Annotated in this window: 20 protein-coding genes; 11 read left to right on the top strand and 9 right to left on the bottom strand. The window is 62.6% G+C overall.

What is annotated here, in order from left to right; translation table 11 throughout:
• Positions 1-44: 44 nt before the first annotated feature.
• Positions 45-2,159, bottom strand: coding sequence for a TonB-dependent receptor (locus SAJA_RS13440; RefSeq protein ID WP_245963334.1), 2,115 nt, complete (start codon positions 2,157-2,159; stop codon positions 45-47).
• Between the two features lie 203 nt (positions 2,160-2,362).
• Positions 2,363-2,959: a TetR/AcrR family transcriptional regulator gene (locus SAJA_RS13435; RefSeq protein ID WP_123659180.1), complete on the bottom strand. Its 597-nt coding sequence runs from the start codon at positions 2,957-2,959 to the stop codon at positions 2,363-2,365.
• A 92-nt stretch (positions 2,960-3,051) separates the two neighbouring features.
• Between SAJA_RS13435 and SAJA_RS13430 the strand changes: the two genes are divergently transcribed.
• From SAJA_RS13430 to SAJA_RS13385, 10 genes are all read left to right on the top strand, one after another.
• Entirely contained in the window at positions 3,052-3,369 is a 318-nt protein-coding gene (locus SAJA_RS13430; RefSeq protein WP_123659179.1) for a DMT family transporter, read from the top strand.
• A 1-nt stretch (position 3,370) separates the two neighbouring features.
• Entirely contained in the window at positions 3,371-3,685 is a 315-nt protein-coding gene (locus tag SAJA_RS13425) for a DMT family transporter (RefSeq protein ID WP_123659178.1), read from the top strand.
• A 40-nt stretch (positions 3,686-3,725) separates the two neighbouring features.
• Entirely contained in the window at positions 3,726-3,980 is a 255-nt protein-coding gene (locus SAJA_RS13420) for a Trm112 family protein (RefSeq protein ID WP_123659177.1), read from the top strand.
• Positions 3,977-4,837, top strand: a complete 861-nt coding sequence (locus SAJA_RS13415) for a 6-pyruvoyl trahydropterin synthase family protein (RefSeq protein ID WP_123659176.1) — start codon at positions 3,977-3,979, stop codon at positions 4,835-4,837. Before SAJA_RS13420 ends, SAJA_RS13415 begins: the two co-directional genes overlap by 4 nt.
• Positions 4,838-4,914: 77 nt before the next feature.
• Positions 4,915-6,249: a dihydroorotase gene (locus tag SAJA_RS13410; protein ID WP_123659175.1), complete on the top strand. Its 1,335-nt coding sequence runs from the start codon at positions 4,915-4,917 to the stop codon at positions 6,247-6,249.
• 104 nt (positions 6,250-6,353) lie between these two features.
• Positions 6,354-6,794, top strand: coding sequence for a ferric iron uptake transcriptional regulator (fur, locus tag SAJA_RS13405; RefSeq protein ID WP_123659174.1), 441 nt, complete (start codon positions 6,354-6,356; stop codon positions 6,792-6,794).
• A 129-nt stretch (positions 6,795-6,923) separates the two neighbouring features.
• Positions 6,924-8,108: a sulfate adenylyltransferase gene (gene sat / locus SAJA_RS13400; protein WP_123659173.1), complete on the top strand. Its 1,185-nt coding sequence runs from the start codon at positions 6,924-6,926 to the stop codon at positions 8,106-8,108.
• 109 nt (positions 8,109-8,217) lie between these two features.
• A complete protein-coding gene (locus SAJA_RS13395; protein WP_123659172.1) occupies positions 8,218-8,490 on the top strand; it encodes a BrnT family toxin in 273 nt (90 codons plus the stop codon).
• Positions 8,477-8,680, top strand: a complete 204-nt coding sequence (locus SAJA_RS13390) for a hypothetical protein (protein ID WP_123659171.1) — start codon at positions 8,477-8,479, stop codon at positions 8,678-8,680. Before SAJA_RS13395 ends, SAJA_RS13390 begins: the two co-directional genes overlap by 14 nt.
• A gap of 48 nt (positions 8,681-8,728) precedes the next feature.
• On the top strand, positions 8,729-9,223 hold the full coding sequence (locus SAJA_RS13385) for an HPP family protein (protein ID WP_184999896.1): 495 nt from the start codon (positions 8,729-8,731) through the stop codon (positions 9,221-9,223).
• A 6-nt stretch (positions 9,224-9,229) separates the two neighbouring features.
• Here the strand turns inward: SAJA_RS13385 and SAJA_RS13380 are convergent, their stop codons facing one another.
• From SAJA_RS13380 to SAJA_RS13350, 7 genes are all read right to left on the bottom strand, one after another.
• On the bottom strand, positions 9,230-10,219 hold the full coding sequence (locus SAJA_RS13380) for a cation diffusion facilitator family transporter (protein ID WP_123659169.1): 990 nt from the start codon (positions 10,217-10,219) through the stop codon (positions 9,230-9,232).
• Positions 10,216-10,536 (bottom strand): ArsR/SmtB family transcription factor, encoded by a 321-nt coding sequence (locus tag SAJA_RS13375; protein ID WP_123659168.1) that lies wholly within the window; start codon positions 10,534-10,536, stop codon positions 10,216-10,218. The genes SAJA_RS13380 and SAJA_RS13375 overlap by 4 nt, the downstream gene beginning before the upstream one ends.
• 106 nt (positions 10,537-10,642) lie before the next feature.
• Positions 10,643-12,064, bottom strand: a complete 1,422-nt coding sequence (gltX, locus tag SAJA_RS13370) for a glutamate--tRNA ligase (RefSeq protein WP_123659167.1) — start codon at positions 12,062-12,064, stop codon at positions 10,643-10,645.
• Between the two features lie 104 nt (positions 12,065-12,168).
• Complete coding sequence (locus SAJA_RS13365) at positions 12,169-12,660, bottom strand: Csu type fimbrial protein (RefSeq protein ID WP_184999895.1); 492 nt, start codon at positions 12,658-12,660, stop codon at positions 12,169-12,171.
• A 182-nt stretch (positions 12,661-12,842) separates the two neighbouring features.
• On the bottom strand, positions 12,843-15,206 hold the full coding sequence (locus tag SAJA_RS13360) for a fimbria/pilus outer membrane usher protein (RefSeq protein WP_123659165.1): 2,364 nt from the start codon (positions 15,204-15,206) through the stop codon (positions 12,843-12,845).
• 200 nt (positions 15,207-15,406) lie between these two features.
• Positions 15,407-16,150 carry a fimbrial biogenesis chaperone gene (locus tag SAJA_RS13355; RefSeq protein ID WP_221180250.1) on the bottom strand — a complete coding sequence of 248 codons (744 nt, stop codon included), beginning with the start codon at positions 16,148-16,150 and terminating at the stop codon, positions 15,407-15,409.
• A 34-nt stretch (positions 16,151-16,184) separates the two neighbouring features.
• Positions 16,185-16,661, bottom strand: coding sequence for a Csu type fimbrial protein (locus SAJA_RS13350; protein WP_184999893.1), 477 nt, complete (start codon positions 16,659-16,661; stop codon positions 16,185-16,187).
• Positions 16,662-17,403: 742 nt separating this feature from the next.
• Here SAJA_RS13350 and SAJA_RS13345 point away from each other — a divergent pair.
• Positions 17,404-18,135 carry a siderophore-interacting protein gene (locus SAJA_RS13345; RefSeq protein ID WP_123659162.1) on the top strand — a complete coding sequence of 244 codons (732 nt, stop codon included), beginning with the start codon at positions 17,404-17,406 and terminating at the stop codon, positions 18,133-18,135.
• Positions 18,136-18,138: the final 3 nt, after the last annotated feature.

Genomic DNA, 18,138 nt, shown 5'->3' with positions numbered 1-18,138 from the left:
GGATCGAGTCCGTACAGGGTAAATCACGCCCGCGTCTTGTTTGCCTACAGATCGAACGGCACACGCGTGGTCAGACGAATATCCCGGCCGGGCGAGAGCGCATAGCCTTTATACGTATCGAGAAACCCGCGATAAGGCTTGTCGAAGAGATTGTGCACGCGCAGATCGAGCTGGACCTCGTGGCCGGCGATTTTAGGCGCCACACCCGCCCCCAGATCGACCAGCCCGTACCCCGAGGTGGAGGCACTGCCGAACGGGGCGTTGTCGAACTGTGAAAACGGCTCACCGGGGGCGGCGTTCTGGCTGGCGTGATATGTCAGATCCACCAGCCCGTAGGCACCACGCGGCCAGCTTCGGCCCTGCGGCGTGAAACGTGCGCCAACGCCGACATTGTTGGCCGGAATGAGCGGCAGATCGTCATTGGACTCGGTACGCTCGCCGCGAATGATCTCGCCCTGGGCATGCACCGACATCCAGGCCGTCAGCTCGGCCTCGATGCTGGCCTCGGCGCCCAACAATTCGGCATCGGCCTGATCATGATCGAAAATCGGCAAACCGTTACGGGTCTGGCCCGTGTCCTGCAGATAGATATAGTCATCGATCGCGTTGCGGTACCCCGAAATTTTCGCGGTCACACGCTCGGAGGCCCAGCGCAGTGAGATCGACGTATCCAGCGAGGTTTCATCGTCGAGATCGGCGTTACCGCGCTGGAAGGCGGCCACCCCGCCGTGCTGGCCAGCGACATACAGCTCGAACAGGCTCGGCGCGCGAAACCCACGGCCGACGTTGGCGGCAAACGATAGATGATCGGTCAGGGCATAAATGCCGCCCAGCGAGCCGGTGACCACGTTGAAGGTTTGTTTATCGGCATCACGCACGGCGGCCGAGGGGTTGGCCGTATCCGCGGCACTGGCTTTCACGTCGTGATAGTCGTAGCGCAGCCCGGCCTGGAGCGTGAGCGCCCCGATATCTTTTTCCTCGAAGGCGAAGATGGCGGCGTTGTTGACCTCGCCACCGGGAGAGAGCTGTACCCGCCCACGAGACTCTTGTTGCTTGTTGAGATATTCCACGCCGAAAGTGCCCCCGGACAAGCCCAGCACCGGGCCGTGCTGGCCGGTCAAGCGCGCGGTGTACTGGTTGAACTCCAGGTCGATCGTGTCATCGAAACCAGCCACCAGCGGAAAACCGCCGGCGTTGGAACGCCGCTGATTGTTCTGCCAGAGGAAATTCGGCTTCCAGCGAATACCGGCGGCGTTGACATGGCCGGTCAGCTGGACCTGATTGTCGTCGATGTACTGGCCCACGCCTTCCGCGCCTGCCGCGGGCGGCTTGATCCCGCTCGGCGGTGGCAGCAGGTAATTATGCTCATCGTCCCAGCGGGTATAGCGCAGCTGCCATTCCCCCAGGGTGTCGTCGTCCATGCCCACGGCAAAGCTGCCGTTGAGCTGGTTGAAATCGGTATACGGCAGCCGGCCGGTATAGGCCGGGGCATCGCTGTTGGCCGCGGCCTCTGGGCCCGGGAAATAAGTGGGCTCGTCGGGCGTGCGGATATCGCCGCCGTCGCGCCGAATGAAGCCGGCTGCGTAGCCGAAATGCCCGTTGCCGCCGGTGGCCTTCACGCCGGTGTCCCATTGGCGATTGTTACTGTTGTAGCGCCCCAGCACTTCACCGGTCGCCAGATGATCATACTGAATGGCCATGGGGATGAGATTGACCGCCCCGCCCAACGCGCTTGAGCCATAAAGCACGCTCGAAGCCCCGCGCACGACCTCGGCCCGGTCGAGCAGAAACGGATCGATCACCGGCATGTGCCGCACACCAAACGCCTGGCTGGCAATACCGACATCATCCGAAAGAATCTTGACCCGCAGCCCGGACAGCCCGCGGATGACCGGCTTGCCCGAGACGTTGCCCGTGCCGATGGAATTGACACCGGCCAGCTGATCCAACCCCTCACCCAGATTGGCCACACCGTCGGCCTGCATGGCATTGGCGTCCACGACATCGACGTTGGCAGCCTGGCTGAGCGGGCTACCCGGAATAGCCACGCCCGTGACCGAGATCGTTTCCAGCTGACGCGGCGCTGCCGGCGTCTGTGTCCGGCCGGGCTTGGCCGGCAGCGCCGCGCTCTCGCCGGCGGGTGCCGGTGCGGCAGGCACGGGCGCGGCCTGTGCCGAACCGAAAGACGTAAGTGATAACGTAACAAACAAGAAACACAAGACAGCGCGCTGCCGCTCGGTCGGATCCATGCTTCCCCCGCAGGCTAGACAAAATACGATGCGCCGCCGCTCGGCGCGCCAGCAGCAAAACGTTACCTTGTAACAACGAGGCGCGCAAGATGCCGCGCGCGCTCATCTAGGGCCTAGCGTTGCAGGCCGGCCCAGAAGATCGGCCACACCGAGGCCACGCGACGATCGTATTCATCCACCGAGTAGAGAAAACGCTCGGTAAACAGACCATCGACCAACACATAGAACGCATCAAGGAACTCGCGCTCGGTCAGCGTGTGCCATAGCTGCTCTTCAATGCCTTGGGCATAGAAACAGCGCAGTGCCACATCGATACGTGCTTCACTGCGCGCGGTAATTTGTCTTACCTCTGCCAATAGTGGGCGCGGCGGGAATAACAGATATCGCTTGTGAAACGTGCCCTTGTCGGCCTGCAACATGAACCGTGACAGATCTGACACCAGCGCCAGGACGCGCGTTTCTACCGGGGCATCGGCGTGGCTTTCCACGCTGCGATCCAGCTCGTCAAAGAAGGCCCGCTCGACCTCTTCCACGAGATCCATGAACAGCCCTTCCTTGCTGTCGATATGGTTATACAGCGAAGGTTTACGTATTCCCACGGCCTCAGCCAGTTGCGACAGGGACGTGCCTTCATAGCCGTAACTTGCAAAAAGCGTGAGCGCAGAATCATGGATACGCTGCGCGGTGGTCGGGGCGTTATTATCAGACATCCGCTAATTATAACGATTTGTTTGTTTTTCGGCTATTTTCGATATATCTCTGCTAGACTAACAGTCGTTCGTTTGCGAATAGATCGTTCAAAATGCGTGCATGGCTTTGGTTGATGGCCGGTGCGGCGGCCGAGGTTGGCTGGATCGCCGGCCTTAGGTTTTCCACCACCGCGATCGAATGGGCCGCGACCGTCATAGCGGCGGCCGCCAGCGTCGGTCTGGCGCTGGGTGCCACGCGCGATCTGCCGGCGACCACGGTTTATACCCTGTTCGTGGGCCTGGGGGCGTTTGGCGCGATGGCGCTGCAGGTGGCATTCCTCGACACGGCGCTATCGCCTGCGGCTTATGGCTTCATGGTATTTCTCATCGTGTGCGTGATCGGCTTGAAGCGCACCGGCGGGCACGCCTGACATGGCCTGGCTCTGGCTGGCCGTGGCCGGCATCTGTGAAATCATCGGCGTGGTGGGGTTTGCACGCACGAGCCACGGCCAGCGTGCGTCGGGCCTTGTGCTGGCTGTCGGCGGCTTCACCGCCGGCCTGACGTGTCTGCACGCGGCCATGGCCACGATTCCGATGGCCGTGGCCTACAGCGTGTTCACGGCCTTTGGCACGCTGGGCAGCACGGCCATCGGCATCCTGTTCTGGGGCGACTCGGCCCGGCCGGCACGCCTGGCGTGGATTGCCGGCCTGATCGTGGCCGTCATCGGGCTGAAAATCACTATTTAGGTTAAAATCGGGGTGTTTCCGACCCCGACGGTATGTGCTCATGGACAAGCAGCTTCTCGATATTCTGGTCTGCCCGGTCAGCGGGGCCAGCCTGTCCATGGCCGACGCAGGCACGCTGGCCGCGGTGAACGCCGAGATTGACCAGGGCCGTGCCACCTATGCCGATGACAGCCATGTCGATCAGCGTATTCAGGCGCTTCTGATCACCCGCGACGGCTTGACCGGCTATCGCATCGACGACGGTATTCCGATCATGCTGCCCGAACGCGGCATCGCCCTGCCCGCGGCGCCGTGAACCCAGCACAACGCTCGGACAGCCTTACGCTGTTTGTCGATCACGTCACGCACGTCGACTGCGGCGTACTCGACAGCGCGCGCGGCCTGTGCGGTGCAACCTGGCTGGTGGATGTCGCGCTCACCGGCACCCGCGACGATCAGGGCATGCTCTTCGATTTCGGCCCGGCCAAGAAGCTGTTGAAGGCCGAAATCGATGCGCTGGTCGATCATCGTCTGCTCGTACCGACGGCCGCCGAGGGCATCTCTTGGCACGGTGAGACCATCAAGCTCGTCACCGGATCCGGCGATCGATATGTCTATACCGGCCCGGCAAGTGCGCTGGCCTATCTCGACTGTGATCGCATCACGCCCGAGTTTCTGGCCGACTGGCTTGGCGCGCGCGTGGCCGCGCAGATGCCGGATAACGTGGATCACGTAGCGCTGACCCTGCGCGCCGAGGCCATCGACGGCCCGGTATATGACTATACCCACGGCCTGTCAGCCCACGATGGCAACTGCCAACGCCTGGCCCACGGGCATCGTTGTCGGCTGGCCGTATGGCTGGACGATACGCCGCGCCCGGATATCGCCCACGCCTGGGCCGAGCGCTGGCAGGGTATCTTCATCGGCAGCCGGGCTGATCTCACGACACCCGACGATGCCACGCGTCTTGGCTTTGCCTATGACGCCCCGCAAGGCCACTTTGCCATCGAGCTGGCCCGCGAGCGCTGTGCGCTGATCGACGGCCCGGCCACGGTCGAGAACATCGCCGACGCCATCGCCCGCGCGCTGGCCGACGAGCACGCCGGCCAGGCCGTGACGGTCCAGGCTTATGAAGGCGTGGGCAAGGGCGCGATCGTCACCCACGCCCTATAACGCGTGGCGGGTCCGTGCTTGGGCCATGACCGCGCAATCCTTACACTGCCTCTCGTGTCTTCGACCGCTCTCGTGCCATGACCGACCTTTTGATCAAAAACGCCACGCTCGTCAACGATAACGACACCTTCGAGGCCGATCTGCGGGTGCGCGCGGGCCGTATCGATCAGATCGGCGCCGATATCGCCGCCATGGCCGGCGAGACCGTCATCGACGGCGCGGGCTGCTGGCTCATGCCGGGCATGATCGATGACCAGGTGCATTTTCGTGAGCCGGGGCTGACCGACAAGGCCGATATGGCCAGCGAATCACGCGCCGCGGTGGCCGGCGGCATTACCAGCTTCATGGACATGCCCAACGTCAAGCCGCCCACCATCGACCACGAAGCGCTGGTGGCCAAACTGGACATGGCACGCGGGCGGTGTGCGGCCAATTACGGCTTTCATCTGGGCGCTACCAACGACAACATCGAGGCCATCAAACGCGTGGACGGCACGCGCGCGGCCGGCGTGAAGATCTTCATGGGCGCTTCCACCGGCAAGATGCTGGTGGATGACGACGCCGCCCTTGAGGCCATCTTCGAGCATTCGCCACTGCCGATCCTCACCCACTGTGAGGACACGCCCATGATCGAGGCCAACGCAGACAAGGCGCGCGCGGCCTATGGCGAAGACGTCCCGATACGCCAGCATCCGGTGATCCGCTCGCGCGAGGCCTGTATCGCCTCCTCGAAGAAAGCCATGGATCTGGCCACGCGCCACGCCGCGCGTCTGCATATCCTGCATATCACCACCGCCGAAGAACTGGCGCTGTTTGCAGCCGGGCCCATGGCTGACAAGAACATCACGGCCGAGGCCTGTATTCATCACCTGTTCTTTTCCGAAGACGACTATGATCGTCTCGGCGCGCTGATCAAATGCAACCCGGCGATCAAAACAGAGGCCGACCGACAGGCGATCCTCAAAGCCGTGGCCGATGACGTGATCGACGTGCTGGCCACCGATCATGCCCCGCATGCCCGCGCTGACAAGGACAACCCTTATTTCTCGGCGCCGGCCGGCCTGCCGCTGGTTCAGCATGCCGTACCCAGCCTGGTCGATCAGGTCAGCGTCGGGTATTTCACGATCGAGCAGCTCGTGACCAAGATGGCCCATAACGTGGCGGATCGTTTTGATATCGTCGATCGTGGCTATCTGCGCGAGGGCTACTGGGCGGATCTGGTGCTGGTGGATCCGCGCGGGCGCACCGTGGTCGACGACGAGCCCGTGCTGGCCAAATGTGGCTGGACGCCATTTGCCGGCCACAGCTTCAATGCTCGCGTGAAGACCACGGTGGTATCTGGCCAACTGGCGTATCATGACGGTAAACTTAGCCAAGGCTGTATTGGCGAAGCGCTGGCCTACGACCGCTGACGACCGGCTGTTCGGCGTTGAAATCCGACGAAATGGCCTGATTGTGAATCATTCGCATCAGTTGCGGTTGTTGCCGACAGGCAAGCGTGTTTGAGGTATCGCGTATGCAAACCAGCGATCTACGCAAGGCCGGGCTCAAGGCCACCCTGCCCCGGCTGAAGATTCTGGAAGTGCTCCAGCAGAACAAGCAGGATCATCTCTCGGCAGAGGATGTCTATCGCAAGCTGCTGGACAACGAAGAAGACATCGGCCTGGCCACGATCTATCGTGTGCTGTCCCAGTTCGAGGACGCTGGCTTGGTTATCCGTCATCACTTCGAGGACGGCCATGCCCTGTTCGAGCTGGAACAGGGCCCGCACGATCATCTGATCTGTGTGAAGTGCGGCAAGATCGAGGAATTCTTCGATAACGAAATGCAACAGCGCCAGCGTGACCTGGCGCAGAAATCCGGCTTCGACCTGTCCAAGCACACCCTGGTGCTCTACGGCGATTGCCAGACCGCGAACTGCGAAAACGATACCGACACAAAGAAAGACCCGTCATAACGATAGACCGGCTTGTCGGGTTGTCCGGTCTTACGCCCCACGGTTAGACTTTCCGCGAATTTAATAATCTCTCGGCATTAAAACAGGCGCGCTCATCGCGCCGGCCGATCGATACAAAGCGCGGACGTCATGATCAAACCCCACGGCTCGGATACCTTGAACCCGTTGTATGTCGCCGACGAGGCCGCCCACGGCCAGCTCGTCCAGGAGGCCGCAGAGCTTCCGGCGATCACCGTCAGCTCGGCCGCAGCAGCCAATGCGGTGATGCTGGGTGCGGGTTACTTCAACCCGTTGACCGGCTACATGACCAAGGCCGATGCGTTGTCTGTAGCGCGCGACATGCGCACGGCATCCGGCCTGTTCTGGCCGATTCCCGTCGTCAACATTGTGGCCGACCCCGAATCGATCCGCGGTGCCGCACGTATCGCGCTCAAGGACCCGAACGTCGAGGGCGAGCCGGTCATCGCGGTGCAGGACGTCGAAGGCATCGAAGAGATCAGCGACGAGGAAATGCGCGACATGGTCACGCATATCTTCGGCACCGACGACGAAGAACATCCGGGCGTGGCGACCTTCAAGGGCCTGGGGCGATATCTCGTGCACGGGCCCATCCAGGTGCTGAATTTCTCGTACTTCGAGACCGACTTCCGTGGCACATTTCGCACGGCACAATCCATTCGTGACGAGTTCGCCGAACGCGGCTGGGACAAGGTCGTGGCCTTCCAGACACGCAACCCCATGCACCGCGCCCACGAAGAGCTATGCAAGATGGCGTTGGAAGGCACCGGCGCCGACGGTATCCTCATCCATATGCTGCTGGGTAAATTGAAGCCCGGCGATATTCCGGCACGGGTACGCAACGACGCCATCCGTACGATGGTGGACAACTACTTCCCCGAAAACTCGGTGATGATCACCGGTTATGGCTTCGACATGATGTACGCCGGGCCTCGCGAGGCCGTGCTGCACGCCGTGTTTCGCCAGAACGCCGGCTGTGCCTATCTCATCGTCGGCCGTGACCACGCCGGCGTCGGCGATTTCTACGGCGCTTTCGAAGCCCAGACCATCTTCGACGAGAAAGTACCCGCCGATGCCCTGGAGATCGAGATCTTCAAGGCCGACCACACCGCGTTTTCCAAAAAGCTCGGCCGCGTGGTGATGATGTCCGACGCCCCCGATCACACCAAGGACGATTTCGTGATCCTCTCCGGCACCAAGGTGCGCGAGATGCTGGGTAACGGTATCGCCCCGCCGCCGGAATTCTCGCGCCCGGAAGTCGCCGAGATCCTGATGGATTATTACCAGAGCAAGTAAGGCGCGCAGGTCAGGGCAATCAGTTTGCAGCAGCCCGCGTGCTGGCTAAGGCGATGACAGTCTCGGCCGACATCGACGCCTGATATGTCCTCTCACTTGAATCTCATGCATGCAGTTTGAATGGGATAGCCGAAAGGCGAAAGCAAACGCCAGAAAACATAGGGTCACATTCGACGAAGCGGCGACGGTGTTCGGCGATCCGCTGGCCCTGACGTTTGTTGATCCCGATCATTCCAGCGCTGAGGAGCGCTTTCTCACCTTCGGCGTATCGGGTAACGGCAAATTCATCGTGATTTCGCACACTCCTAGAAATACGAACGAGCGCATAATCAGTGCCAGAGCCATGACGCCATCCGAGCGGACTATTTATGAGCAAACATAAGGAAATGCGAGCTGAGTACCGCCAAGAAGATCTGGGTGAAGGCGTTCGCGGCAAGTATTTGACGCGTTTTCAAGAACACTCGAACGTTATCGTTCTCGACGAAGATATCGCGGCGGCGTTTCCCAACTCCCAATCCGTGAACGAAGCACTTCGTGGTTTGTTGCGGCTGGCTCAAAGAACCGACGCCTAACCGCTCGCCGCGACTGAGCGCCCGATGCCGCGCAACATGCCTGAGCCCATGACAACGGCGCTGCGTGTGATTGTCGGTTGTGCCCTGGCCATGGGCATCACCGGCGCCGTCGCCTGGTGGCTGGCTCAGCCGATGCTGTTTCCCAGCCTGGGCCCCACGGTCATGATGCTGGCCCAGCATCCGGGCCAGCATGGCACGGCACCCCGCACCGTCATGCTGGCCCACGGCGCTGCGCTTGTCGCGGGCTGGGTGAGTCTGTGGCTCTTCGGATTGCGACACGCTCCGTCCGTACTGGTGGCGGGCATCACACCGGCACACGTTGCCACAGCGGCCGTCTCGGTCGCGGCGACGGTGGCCGCCACGCGCGGCTTGCGCACGGCGCATCCGCCGGCCGGGGCGACCACGCTGATCGTCAGCCTGGGCCTGTTGCCCACGTTGTTTGATCTGGTGCTGATGTGGGCGGCCATTGCCGTCGCCACCCTGGTCATGAGCCTCTATAACCGGGCGCTTGGCCAGCCGGCCCCGCTCTGGCGGGCCGGCTGAGACATGTCAGGCCGTGGTTGCCCCGCAGTCGCCGTCGGCGACACAGGCCCGGGCCGTTGCCCGGTTTTCCGGCTGCAACGTGGTGTGCGAGATCGAGAAACGCTCGGCCAGTACGGCTTCCAGCTTGGGCAGAATCGCGGTCCATTCGGCGAGCTGCCCGATCTCGACGTGGGCAGCCAGGGCACGCTGACTTGAGGACAGCGTCCAGATATGCAGATCGTGCACCGAGCGCACGCCCTCGATCGCCGAAAGCGCGCGACTGACTTCACCGGCGTTGACATCGCGCGGCACACCTTCCATGAGCACGTGCAGCACGTCACGCAACAGCGGCCAGGCCGATAGCGCGATCAGGCCGCTGACGAACAACGACAGGATCGGGTCGATCGGCGTCCAGCCGGTGATCATGATCACGATGCCGGCCACCATGGCCGCGACCGAGCCGGCCAGATCACCCAGCACGTGCAGCAGGGCACCGCGCACGTTCATGGTCTGCTCGCCGCGCAGCAGAATGAAGCCGATCACGAGATTGACGAGCAGGCCCAGGCCGGCGATGACGAGCACCACGCCGCCCGTCACCGGCGCGGGGTTAAACAACCGCTGAATCGCCGATGCCGCGATCGCGATGACCACCACGATCATCAGAACCGCATTGATCAGCGCGCCCAGCACTTCAGCGCGTTGCAGCCCGAACGAATGGACCCGCGATGCCGGGCGCTGGGCCAGCCAGGCAGCGACCGCGCCGATAGCCAGTGACGAGCTGTCGGTGAACATATGCCCGGCATCGGATATCAGCGCCAACGACCCGGAAAACCAGCCGCCGAACAGTTCGACGACCGCGAAAGCGAGCGTGAAGCACAACGAGAACACCAGCGTCTTGCCGCTGCCGTGATGATGATGCCCACCCAGACCGCCATGATCGTGGCCGCAGTGCCCACCGTGGTCGTGGTCGTGGTCGTGGTCGTGGTCAGCGTGATGATGGGCGTGGTTCGAACTCATGGTCGATCCTCTTCATCGCCGTGGGCGATCATGTCGCGCAACACGCGTTGCACATGCGCATCGGCGGCGACATAAAAGACCTGCTTGCCCCGCCGCTCGGCGCGCAGCAGCCGTGCCCCGCGCAACAGCCGTAGATGATGGCTGGCCAGCGACATGGATATATCGATCTGCTCGGCCAGCGTGGCCACGCTCTGGGGCGCTTCGAGACAACAGACCACCAACGACAGCCGGTTCGGCTCGCCCAGCAGACGAAACATCTCTGCCAGACGCGTCGCGCGGTCGATCTCTAGGGCCGTGATGTCGAGCGTCGGACGCATGCAGACCTCTACAATTGAACGAATATTGTATCGATCAGGCACGCGTTATGGTATTGCCCTGTCGACAACGGGCGGGCAATGAGTCGCCAGCGGTGCTCGTGCCCGATCAGGCCGAGAACACGTCCACGGCCGTGTTCAGCCGGGCCAGCGTTGCCTCGCGGCCCAGCAGTACGAGCGTGTCGTCGATCGAGGGGGAGACCGGCCCGCCGGTCAGCGCGATACGGATCGGCTGGGCGACTTTGCCCATGCCGATCTCTCTGGTCTCGGCCACGCCGCGAACCGCGTCCCCCAGCGTCTCGGCGTCCCATGTGTCCAGCGCGGCCAGACGATCGTGCACATCGGCCAGCACGGCCGGTGTATCGGCCTTGATATGTTTCTTCACCGCCTTGGCCGCGTACTCGTCGGGGGCGGCGAACAGAAACAGACTGCCCTCGGCCATTTCAGTCATCAGCTTGCAGCGGCCCTGCTGCACCGCCGCGATCTGCGCCAGGCGCGGGGCCGGCACGTCGTGGATATCGTGACGGGCCAGATGCCAGGCCAGCTCCCCGGCCAGCGTATCCGGCGCGGCCATCTTGATGTGTTCCTGGTTCACCCAGGTCAGTTTTTCCGGGTCGAACGTCGAGGCCCCGCCCTGCACGTTCTCGATATCGAAGTGCTCGATCATCTCGGCGCGGGTGAAGATCTCTTGATCACCGTGGGCCCAGCCGAGCCGCACCAGGTAATTGAGCAGCGCACTCGGCAAGAAGCCCTGCTCGCGGAACGTCATCACGCCGACCGCGCCGTGGCGCTTGGACAGCCGCTTGCCGTCAGCGCCCAGAATCATCGGCACGTGGGCATAGACCGGCAGATCGCCCTCGTCGCCCACCAGTGCTTTCAGGATATTGATCTGGCGGGGCGTGTTGTTGACATGATCATCGCCGCGAATGACGTGGGTGATGCCCATGTCCATGTCATCGACCACCACACAGAAGTTGTAGGTCGGCGTGCCGTCGGCGCGGGCGATGATCAGATCGTCCAGCTCGCTGTTGGCGATGGTGATATCGCCCTTGACCAGATCCGGGATCACGGTGTGGCCGTCCAGCGGGGTGGCAAACCGGATGACCGGATCACGGCCGGCCGGTATTTCAGGCAAGGTCTTGCCCGGCATGGGTCGCCAGGTACCGTCGTACTTGGGTTTCTCCCCGGCCGCCCGCGCGGCCTCGCGCATCGCCTCGACCTCTTCGGCCGTGGAATAACAGCGATAGGCCTTGCCCTCGGCCAAGAGCTGCTCGATCACCTGGCCGTAGCGATCAAAGCGTTGGGTCTGGTAGGTGGCCGGCCCCTCGGCGGGCAGGTCCAGCCAGTCCATGGCATCGACAATCGCGGCCACGGCTTCGTCGGTCGAGCGTTCCCGATCGGTGTCTTCGATGCGCAGCACGAACGACCCGCCGGTCTTCTGGGCATACAGCCAGGAATAAAGCGCGGTTCGGGCGCCGCCGATATGCAGATACCCGGTCGGGCTGGGGGCAAAACGAGTGACGACGGGCATGCAGACCAACCCTGTATAAACGAAGCGTTTGTGGGCACGCAGTTTAACAATGCTGGCCGCGGTTAGCGTCCTTGTCGCCGGCAAAGAGGGCCACGGCCGGCCGGTCAATACGTGACGGTGACGATCAGCGTGTCGATATACTGGCCCGGCGCGACATCCTGGCGTGCCGGCATACGACCATAGACCGGCACGGTGGCCGTGCTCGGGCCGCCGAGCAAACCACCGCCAGCCGTAAAACCCACCGTGCCCGTATTGCCGGTGCCGTCGCCGAATACACGGCTGCGAGCGGCATCCGTGTACAGGTTGTAGAACAGCCGCTGGCCGCCGTTGACGAGCGTTCGGTTGGTAAAGCTTGTACTGCTACCGGCACTGATGCTTACAACCCCGTTATCGGCGCCAAGCAGTCCACTGCCCGTACAGGTGATACGTACCGAGCCGGTGCTGTCGATCGGCGTACCACTGAGCGCGCTGTAAGTCCCGAAAGCGATCGACTGACTGGTCACCGTCGTACAGTCAGCCATCGCCGAGGCGCTGGTCAGTGCAAGGGCTGCGCCCAGCCCGGCGGCCCATCGGCCCCGGGCCGATCGATGTTTCATACGCGTGCTGGCCAAACGGTGGGCCGGGCCGCCGCACGTCGAATCCCGCGATATCGCGGGTCGTGATCGTGGCGCGCCCCGGGGCTTTGGCGCACGCCCTGCCATACACGTGGCGGGCGCTCGAGGCGGCCGCTCACCTGCGTGTTCAACAGACTCTGAAAAACGACAACAGTGCATGCGCGTCATGGCGCCGGCCTCTCACAGCGAACGATGCCGAGGTCGGGCTGGATCTCGGCATCCTGGGGATAGTTGATCACGAAACGGCACACATCGTCCGGCCCGTCGGTCAGAAATACATTGCGGCCCACGTGCAGATCGCTGACATAAGCAAACCCTTCATAGCCGATCGGATAATGAGCCCCGCCTGCCTCGGCGACGAGTTCGATGCCGGGCATAAGCGGCTCGCCGTCGGGATCCACAGCCACGAACGTGGCGGCCTTGGCGCGCTGAATATCAAAGCGCGTGACCGTGCCACTACGAAAATACGGCACGGCCTCACGCGATAGATCAGGAATCCGTGCATCCAGCGGCAGATCGGCCGGGTCGACGCGAATCGTGTTGGCTTGGTATGGCAACAGCCGCGGCACGAGCAGACGGCCCTTGCCGTTGGTCCGTCCGACCAGCTGGTTCTGGTCATAAATCCGGACGTTGTCGAAATCAGGCACATCCACCAGCGCGAAGCTGTCGTCCAGGCGCCGAGAGGCATACAGCCCGCCGCCGATGGCCGCTATACCGCCGCTGATCTCTGCCTGATAGCTGGTGCGCCCCTCGAATTGCGCCGCGGCAAGCCGGTAGCTGCCGTAATTCGAGCGGGCCGCCACTTCGGCCAGCGAGTTCGACGTATCACCGGAACCGGCCTGTAGTCGATAACCATACCCCGGGCCGATCGGCAACGCCCGTTGCAGCTGGGCAAACCCACCGACACCCGAATCATCCAGCGCGGCGCCCGTGCTGGCGGTCGTGCGCGCGCCCAGCGGCAGGGTAAGCAAGACCTGGCCGGCATAGCCGCGTTCATCGATCGCGCGGGTCTGAAACACGCCTGCGGATAAAAAAGCCGGACCAAGCGGGCGGGTGAAGTTCACATTGAGAATCGTGATCTCGCCCTGCTGGCGAAACTCCCGGCGTATATAGTTGCCCGTCAGGCTGCCCAAACCGCCCAGCGACAGGCCCAGATTGGCACTGACGGTCTGGCGTGCTTCGAAGAACAGCTCGTCCTCTGCCCCCACCGGGCGATACGCCTGGCTGCCCTGTTCGATGGCCGCCCCGTACGACAACCGTCCGAGTTGCTGGTTGATACCAAGGCGGGCCTTCGCGCCGCCACCATTATCGCTGTAGCTACCGGCGATGGCGCCCTGGGCCACAATCGACTCGGCCAGCTTGACCGTGGCCGAAGTGCCCGCGGTCTGTACCCGCGGCTGGGCAGATGAGAACACGGCAAACGTCAGTCGATCCGTGAACCCGTGACGCCAGAGGCCATTGACCAGCGCCTGGCCGTAGTTGTTGCTTTCCAGGGCAAAGTTTTCACGCAGCACCCCGGCCGACAGTGAAAAATCGCTCAGTCCGGGCTTTAGCAACTGGTTGGTGATGAAAAACGGCCGCGTGATCACCGTCTGACGCCCCAGCGCATCGCGCACCTGGAGACGCACCTGCCCGCGTCCGGCGCTAATCGGCAATGCCTGGGTCGAAAACCCGCCGGCCGGCACGTCCTGACTGCCGCGCAGCACGTTGTCGATATAGACATCGACCGTCGACGGCAGGCTGGTCCGCCCGGTAAGCGTCGGCTGCGGGAAGGTCAGAAAATACGGCTGAGTGGCGAAGTTGGTGCCGTACTGCACGCCGGCAAAGCGCACGGCGTTGCCGATGGCATCAGGGCGCGAAATGGTATCGCCAAGGCGAAGACTATTGCCGCTTGCCGGCCTGTCGTACTGCAGGGTGGATTCCAGGCGCAACACGTTGTCGCCAAACGAGGCGTTGCGCACGATGAAATCATTGGTGGCCACACCCCAGGCGCCGAACGTGCCGGTTTCGAAGGCCATGGAGTAATCATCGCCCGGTGTCTCGCCGAACGCCAGCAGATCATAGTTCAGAAACGCTCCCATGCTGCGTGAGGGCGGCGCAGCCGACGGGCTTGAGACGATATTGATCTCGCTGACGGTGCGGATCGAGGCCGCCGGCACGTCGAGTATCAATCGCGACTCGCTCGCCACGATCTGCCAGTGCGCGCCGGCCACCGCCGATAACGGTCGAAACACCTCGCCATCGGCTATCTTCTGTGTGTCGCCGGTGATGTCCAGGCCGTATTCATCGATCAGCGCCTGGCTGGCATAGACGCCCTCGTCGGGCCCGACAAGAAAGAAAGCATCGTCACGGGGCACGCCGTTGAGCGTCAGCGCCATGAGCTCGACGCGATCCTGACTGCCTGACGGCTCGAACAGATCGTTACCCGGCAGATTGGCCAACGCGCTACCGCTGGCCAGGCAGGCGCCCAGGATCAGCGCGCAGGTGGTACGACGCGTGCTCTTTCCTAGGGCCTGTTGCCGTTTCATGCGGATCCGCGGCAAGCGCAAAATACTCACAGCAGCGACCGCGCTTTCAGGACGTCTCGGGGATCAACGCGCAAGCGCGCCAGGCGCGCCAAGCGCGATGAACGATAGCCGGCCGAGCACGGCACGGCACGCACGACCGCTTTACGCCACCTCGACTGCAACGCGATAGCAACGTCGTCTCGCGGGGTGATCGGCGCGAATCAGGAGCCAAGCATGATCTGTTCTTGACGACTGCCGCGATCCGTTTCGGCAGCGATATCGATCGTCTGGCCGGTCGCCGGCAACGGCTTTTGCGTGGTCAGCGACCAAGTTTGGCTCTGGCCCGGCAATACATACATCAAAGAAGGTGCCGAATCGGTCAGACCCAGGGCCTCGCCCCCGGCCGACAGATTGAGCTGAGTGATCTGCAGATGGGCATTGCCGTGGTTTTCAACCGTCAGCTGCAACGCGTTCGATCCGGTGCGCTCGGCATGCCATTCGGCATCGACCGTGGGGGCCGAGGCCGGCAACACGAATATCGGCATATCGATCTGCAATGCCACGCGCAGCCCGGAGCCTTCGCCGAGCTTCGTGGGTGGCACCTCCTTGAGCAACAGCCGATACGCCTGTTCCACGGCGTTGTCATCGGCCGCAGCGCGAACCCCCACCCGCAGCACCTGCATCTGGCCCGGCCCGATAGAGAATACGGCCGGCGTGACGACCAGAGATCGCGTCGGGTCGTACTGGTCGGCCGCGCCCTGCGCCTGAGACCACTTGAACACCCGGGCCTGCATGATCGCGATGCGATCACCCGAGTTGTGCACCTGAACGGTGGCGCTCGTCTCGCCCGGCGCCAGCGCCACACGCACCGGCGCAACATTGAGCGTGGCGGCAGTGGCACTCACGGACAGCCCAAGCAATACCAGACCGCCACACAAACACATCAGTCGACCGACAACCGTCATAGCCTCTCCTGCCCCGGGAATTCGTATCCAGCAATCAATAAGTGATCGTTGCGACGACGGTGTCAGAATAAGCGCCCGGCTGAACATCCTGGCCACCCGGAATCTGGCCATAGACTGTTCTGGCCTGCGGGCTGGCGATCAACACGCCGGTGCCGGTGCCGCTGATCGTCTGCGTGCCGTTCGTACCGTCACCCCAGATCGCCGTACGGCCGGCATCGGTATAGAGCTGGTACTTCAGCAGATTGCCCGCCGGCCCCACCATGCTGCGATTAGCGAACGCCGTGCCGCTGCTACCGGCGTTCGCGCCCGTGTTCAGGCCCACCGTGTACGGCGTGGCCAACGTACAGCGCACGTTGACGGTACTGGTCTGGTTGACCGGGCCGGTCGCAAGCGGGTCGTAGTTACCAAACGCCAGATTGGTCGAGTCAATCGTGCAGTTCGCCAGCACGGTCGCACTGACCTGGAAAGAGCTTGTCTTCGTGGCGGCAAACGCCGGCGCCGCTGCCAACATGAGCAGGGCAACACCCATCGAAGAAACACAAATGGATCGCTGTGACTTGTACATAAGAATGGCCTTTGCCTGTTGTTATGCCGATGAATGAGCGCCATGCGGCTCACCCGCCCCGCGCGCCGGCTGGCGTGCAGGGCGGTATATGAGACAGCCAGCGGACGACGACCAAGAGCGTCGTCATTAACGCTATCTTATAGTGTTTTTTATAAAAAAGCGACTATCAGTCATCGATACAAATAAATAGCTTACTTATTAAAGGCTTTTTGGATTAATTACCGGCTATATCGCAAAATATTTTTTAATCGAAGCAATAAAAAGTACGCGCTCAAACCTTTAAAAATGAACGATGCCTTAAGAAAACGACCAGGCAACTTGTGATCTAGTGCTCTCGATTTGCCAGTCGTGCATTTACAACCGATCGTTAGCCTTTAAAGATCGCAGCGAGCTCCGGCTCTGGTTGACCGCACCAGGCATCGTGCGGATCATTCACTAGGCTGAATGCCGGACTTCTACCCACGCATGCCACCAAGCGCTGATGTCTCAAACAAACCACTGGCCGCGACGTATCGACAAAACCTGTGGTCCAACGAAGTGCTCCCAAGCATTGTTAGGGGCACTTCTCGCCGTACTCGTGTGCGCGGATTGAACAGTCACGCGGCCGGCGTGGCCAGACACGTCTTCTATTGCCTGCAATGACGTCTGGCCCCACGCGCGCAGGTGGCGACACGCCCGTGGCGGCCCCATGAGCCGGCCGGCACCACGGCAATTCACCGTGCTGGCCAAACGATTGGTCACACCCAATATGTGGCGCCTCACACTGGGTGGCGCGGGCATGGCCGATTTCCCACCGGATCAGGAAACGGCGTATATCAAGCTGCGATTTGCCCAGCCGGGCAGCAGCCGCCCCTTGCTCCGCACCTATACCGTGCGCCAGCAACACGCCGAGGCGATCGATGTCGATGTGGTGCGCCATGCGCATGGCGGCCCGGCGGCTCGCTGGGCGGAGGACACGAGCCCCGGCGACACGATCGAGGCCAGCGGCCCGGGGCCTGTCAAACGTCTGGATCACGACGCCGATTGGTTTCTCTTGACCGGGGACATGACAGCGCTGCCGGCTATCGGGGCCAACATCGAGGCATTGCCTGCCGGAGCCAGCGGCCGGGCGATCATCGAGGTGATCGATACACGGGATCGCCAGGCGCTATCGGCCCCGCGCGGGCTTGCCATCGATTGGTTGATCAACCCAAGCCCCGGCGAGCGCGCTGAGCTGCTGGCCGAGGCCGTGCGCGAGATGATCTGGCAACCGGGCAGACCGTCGGTCTGGGCGGCCTGTGAGTTCCGCGCCATGCAGGCGCTGCGCACGCATTTACGCGACGAGCGCGAAGTCGAGCGAGCCCGGCTCTATATATCCAGCTACTGGCAGCTTGGCCAGAACGAGGCAGGGCATCGCAAGAGCAAGCAGGTCGACGGCTGACGC

The sequence above is a fragment of the Salinisphaera japonica YTM-1 genome (assembly GCF_003788585.1).
GTDB lineage: Bacteria > Pseudomonadota > Gammaproteobacteria > Nevskiales > Salinisphaeraceae > Salinisphaera > Salinisphaera japonica.
Note: the sequence above shows the minus strand (reverse complement) of the source record. Positions and strands in the feature narration are given on the sequence as shown.

Bases quoted from the DNA above. Each gene is read 5' to 3' on its own strand.
- SAJA_RS13345 (WP_123659162.1), top strand. From the start codon at position 17,404: ATGAGCCGGCCGGCACCACGGCAATTCACCGTGCTGGCCAAACGATTG.
- SAJA_RS13390 (WP_123659171.1), top strand. From the start codon at position 8,477: ATGAGCAAACATAAGGAAATGCGAGCTGAGTACCGCCAAGAAGATCTG.
- SAJA_RS13355 (WP_221180250.1), bottom strand. From the start codon at position 16,150: ATGACGGTTGTCGGTCGACTGATGTGTTTGTGTGGCGGTCTGGTATTG.
- SAJA_RS13385 (WP_184999896.1), top strand. From the start codon at position 8,729: ATGACAACGGCGCTGCGTGTGATTGTCGGTTGTGCCCTGGCCATGGGC.
- SAJA_RS13380 (WP_123659169.1), bottom strand. From the start codon at position 10,219: ATGAGTTCGAACCACGCCCATCATCACGCTGACCACGACCACGACCAC.
- gltX (WP_123659167.1), bottom strand. From the start codon at position 12,064: ATGCCCGTCGTCACTCGTTTTGCCCCCAGCCCGACCGGGTATCTGCAT.
- SAJA_RS13430 (WP_123659179.1), top strand. From the start codon at position 3,052: ATGCGTGCATGGCTTTGGTTGATGGCCGGTGCGGCGGCCGAGGTTGGC.
- SAJA_RS13395 (WP_123659172.1), top strand. From the start codon at position 8,218: ATGCAGTTTGAATGGGATAGCCGAAAGGCGAAAGCAAACGCCAGAAAA.
- SAJA_RS13410 (WP_123659175.1), top strand. From the start codon at position 4,915: ATGACCGACCTTTTGATCAAAAACGCCACGCTCGTCAACGATAACGAC.
- fur (WP_123659174.1), top strand. From the start codon at position 6,354: ATGCAAACCAGCGATCTACGCAAGGCCGGGCTCAAGGCCACCCTGCCC.
- SAJA_RS13435 (WP_123659180.1), bottom strand. From the start codon at position 2,959: ATGTCTGATAATAACGCCCCGACCACCGCGCAGCGTATCCATGATTCT.
- sat (WP_123659173.1), top strand. From the start codon at position 6,924: ATGATCAAACCCCACGGCTCGGATACCTTGAACCCGTTGTATGTCGCC.
- SAJA_RS13360 (WP_123659165.1), bottom strand. From the start codon at position 15,206: ATGAAACGGCAACAGGCCCTAGGAAAGAGCACGCGTCGTACCACCTGC.
- SAJA_RS13375 (WP_123659168.1), bottom strand. From the start codon at position 10,536: ATGCGTCCGACGCTCGACATCACGGCCCTAGAGATCGACCGCGCGACG.
- SAJA_RS13425 (WP_123659178.1), top strand. From the start codon at position 3,371: ATGGCCTGGCTCTGGCTGGCCGTGGCCGGCATCTGTGAAATCATCGGC.
- SAJA_RS13420 (WP_123659177.1), top strand. From the start codon at position 3,726: ATGGACAAGCAGCTTCTCGATATTCTGGTCTGCCCGGTCAGCGGGGCC.
- SAJA_RS13365 (WP_184999895.1), bottom strand. From the start codon at position 12,660: ATGAAACATCGATCGGCCCGGGGCCGATGGGCCGCCGGGCTGGGCGCA.
- SAJA_RS13350 (WP_184999893.1), bottom strand. From the start codon at position 16,661: ATGTTGGCAGCGGCGCCGGCGTTTGCCGCCACGAAGACAAGCTCTTTC.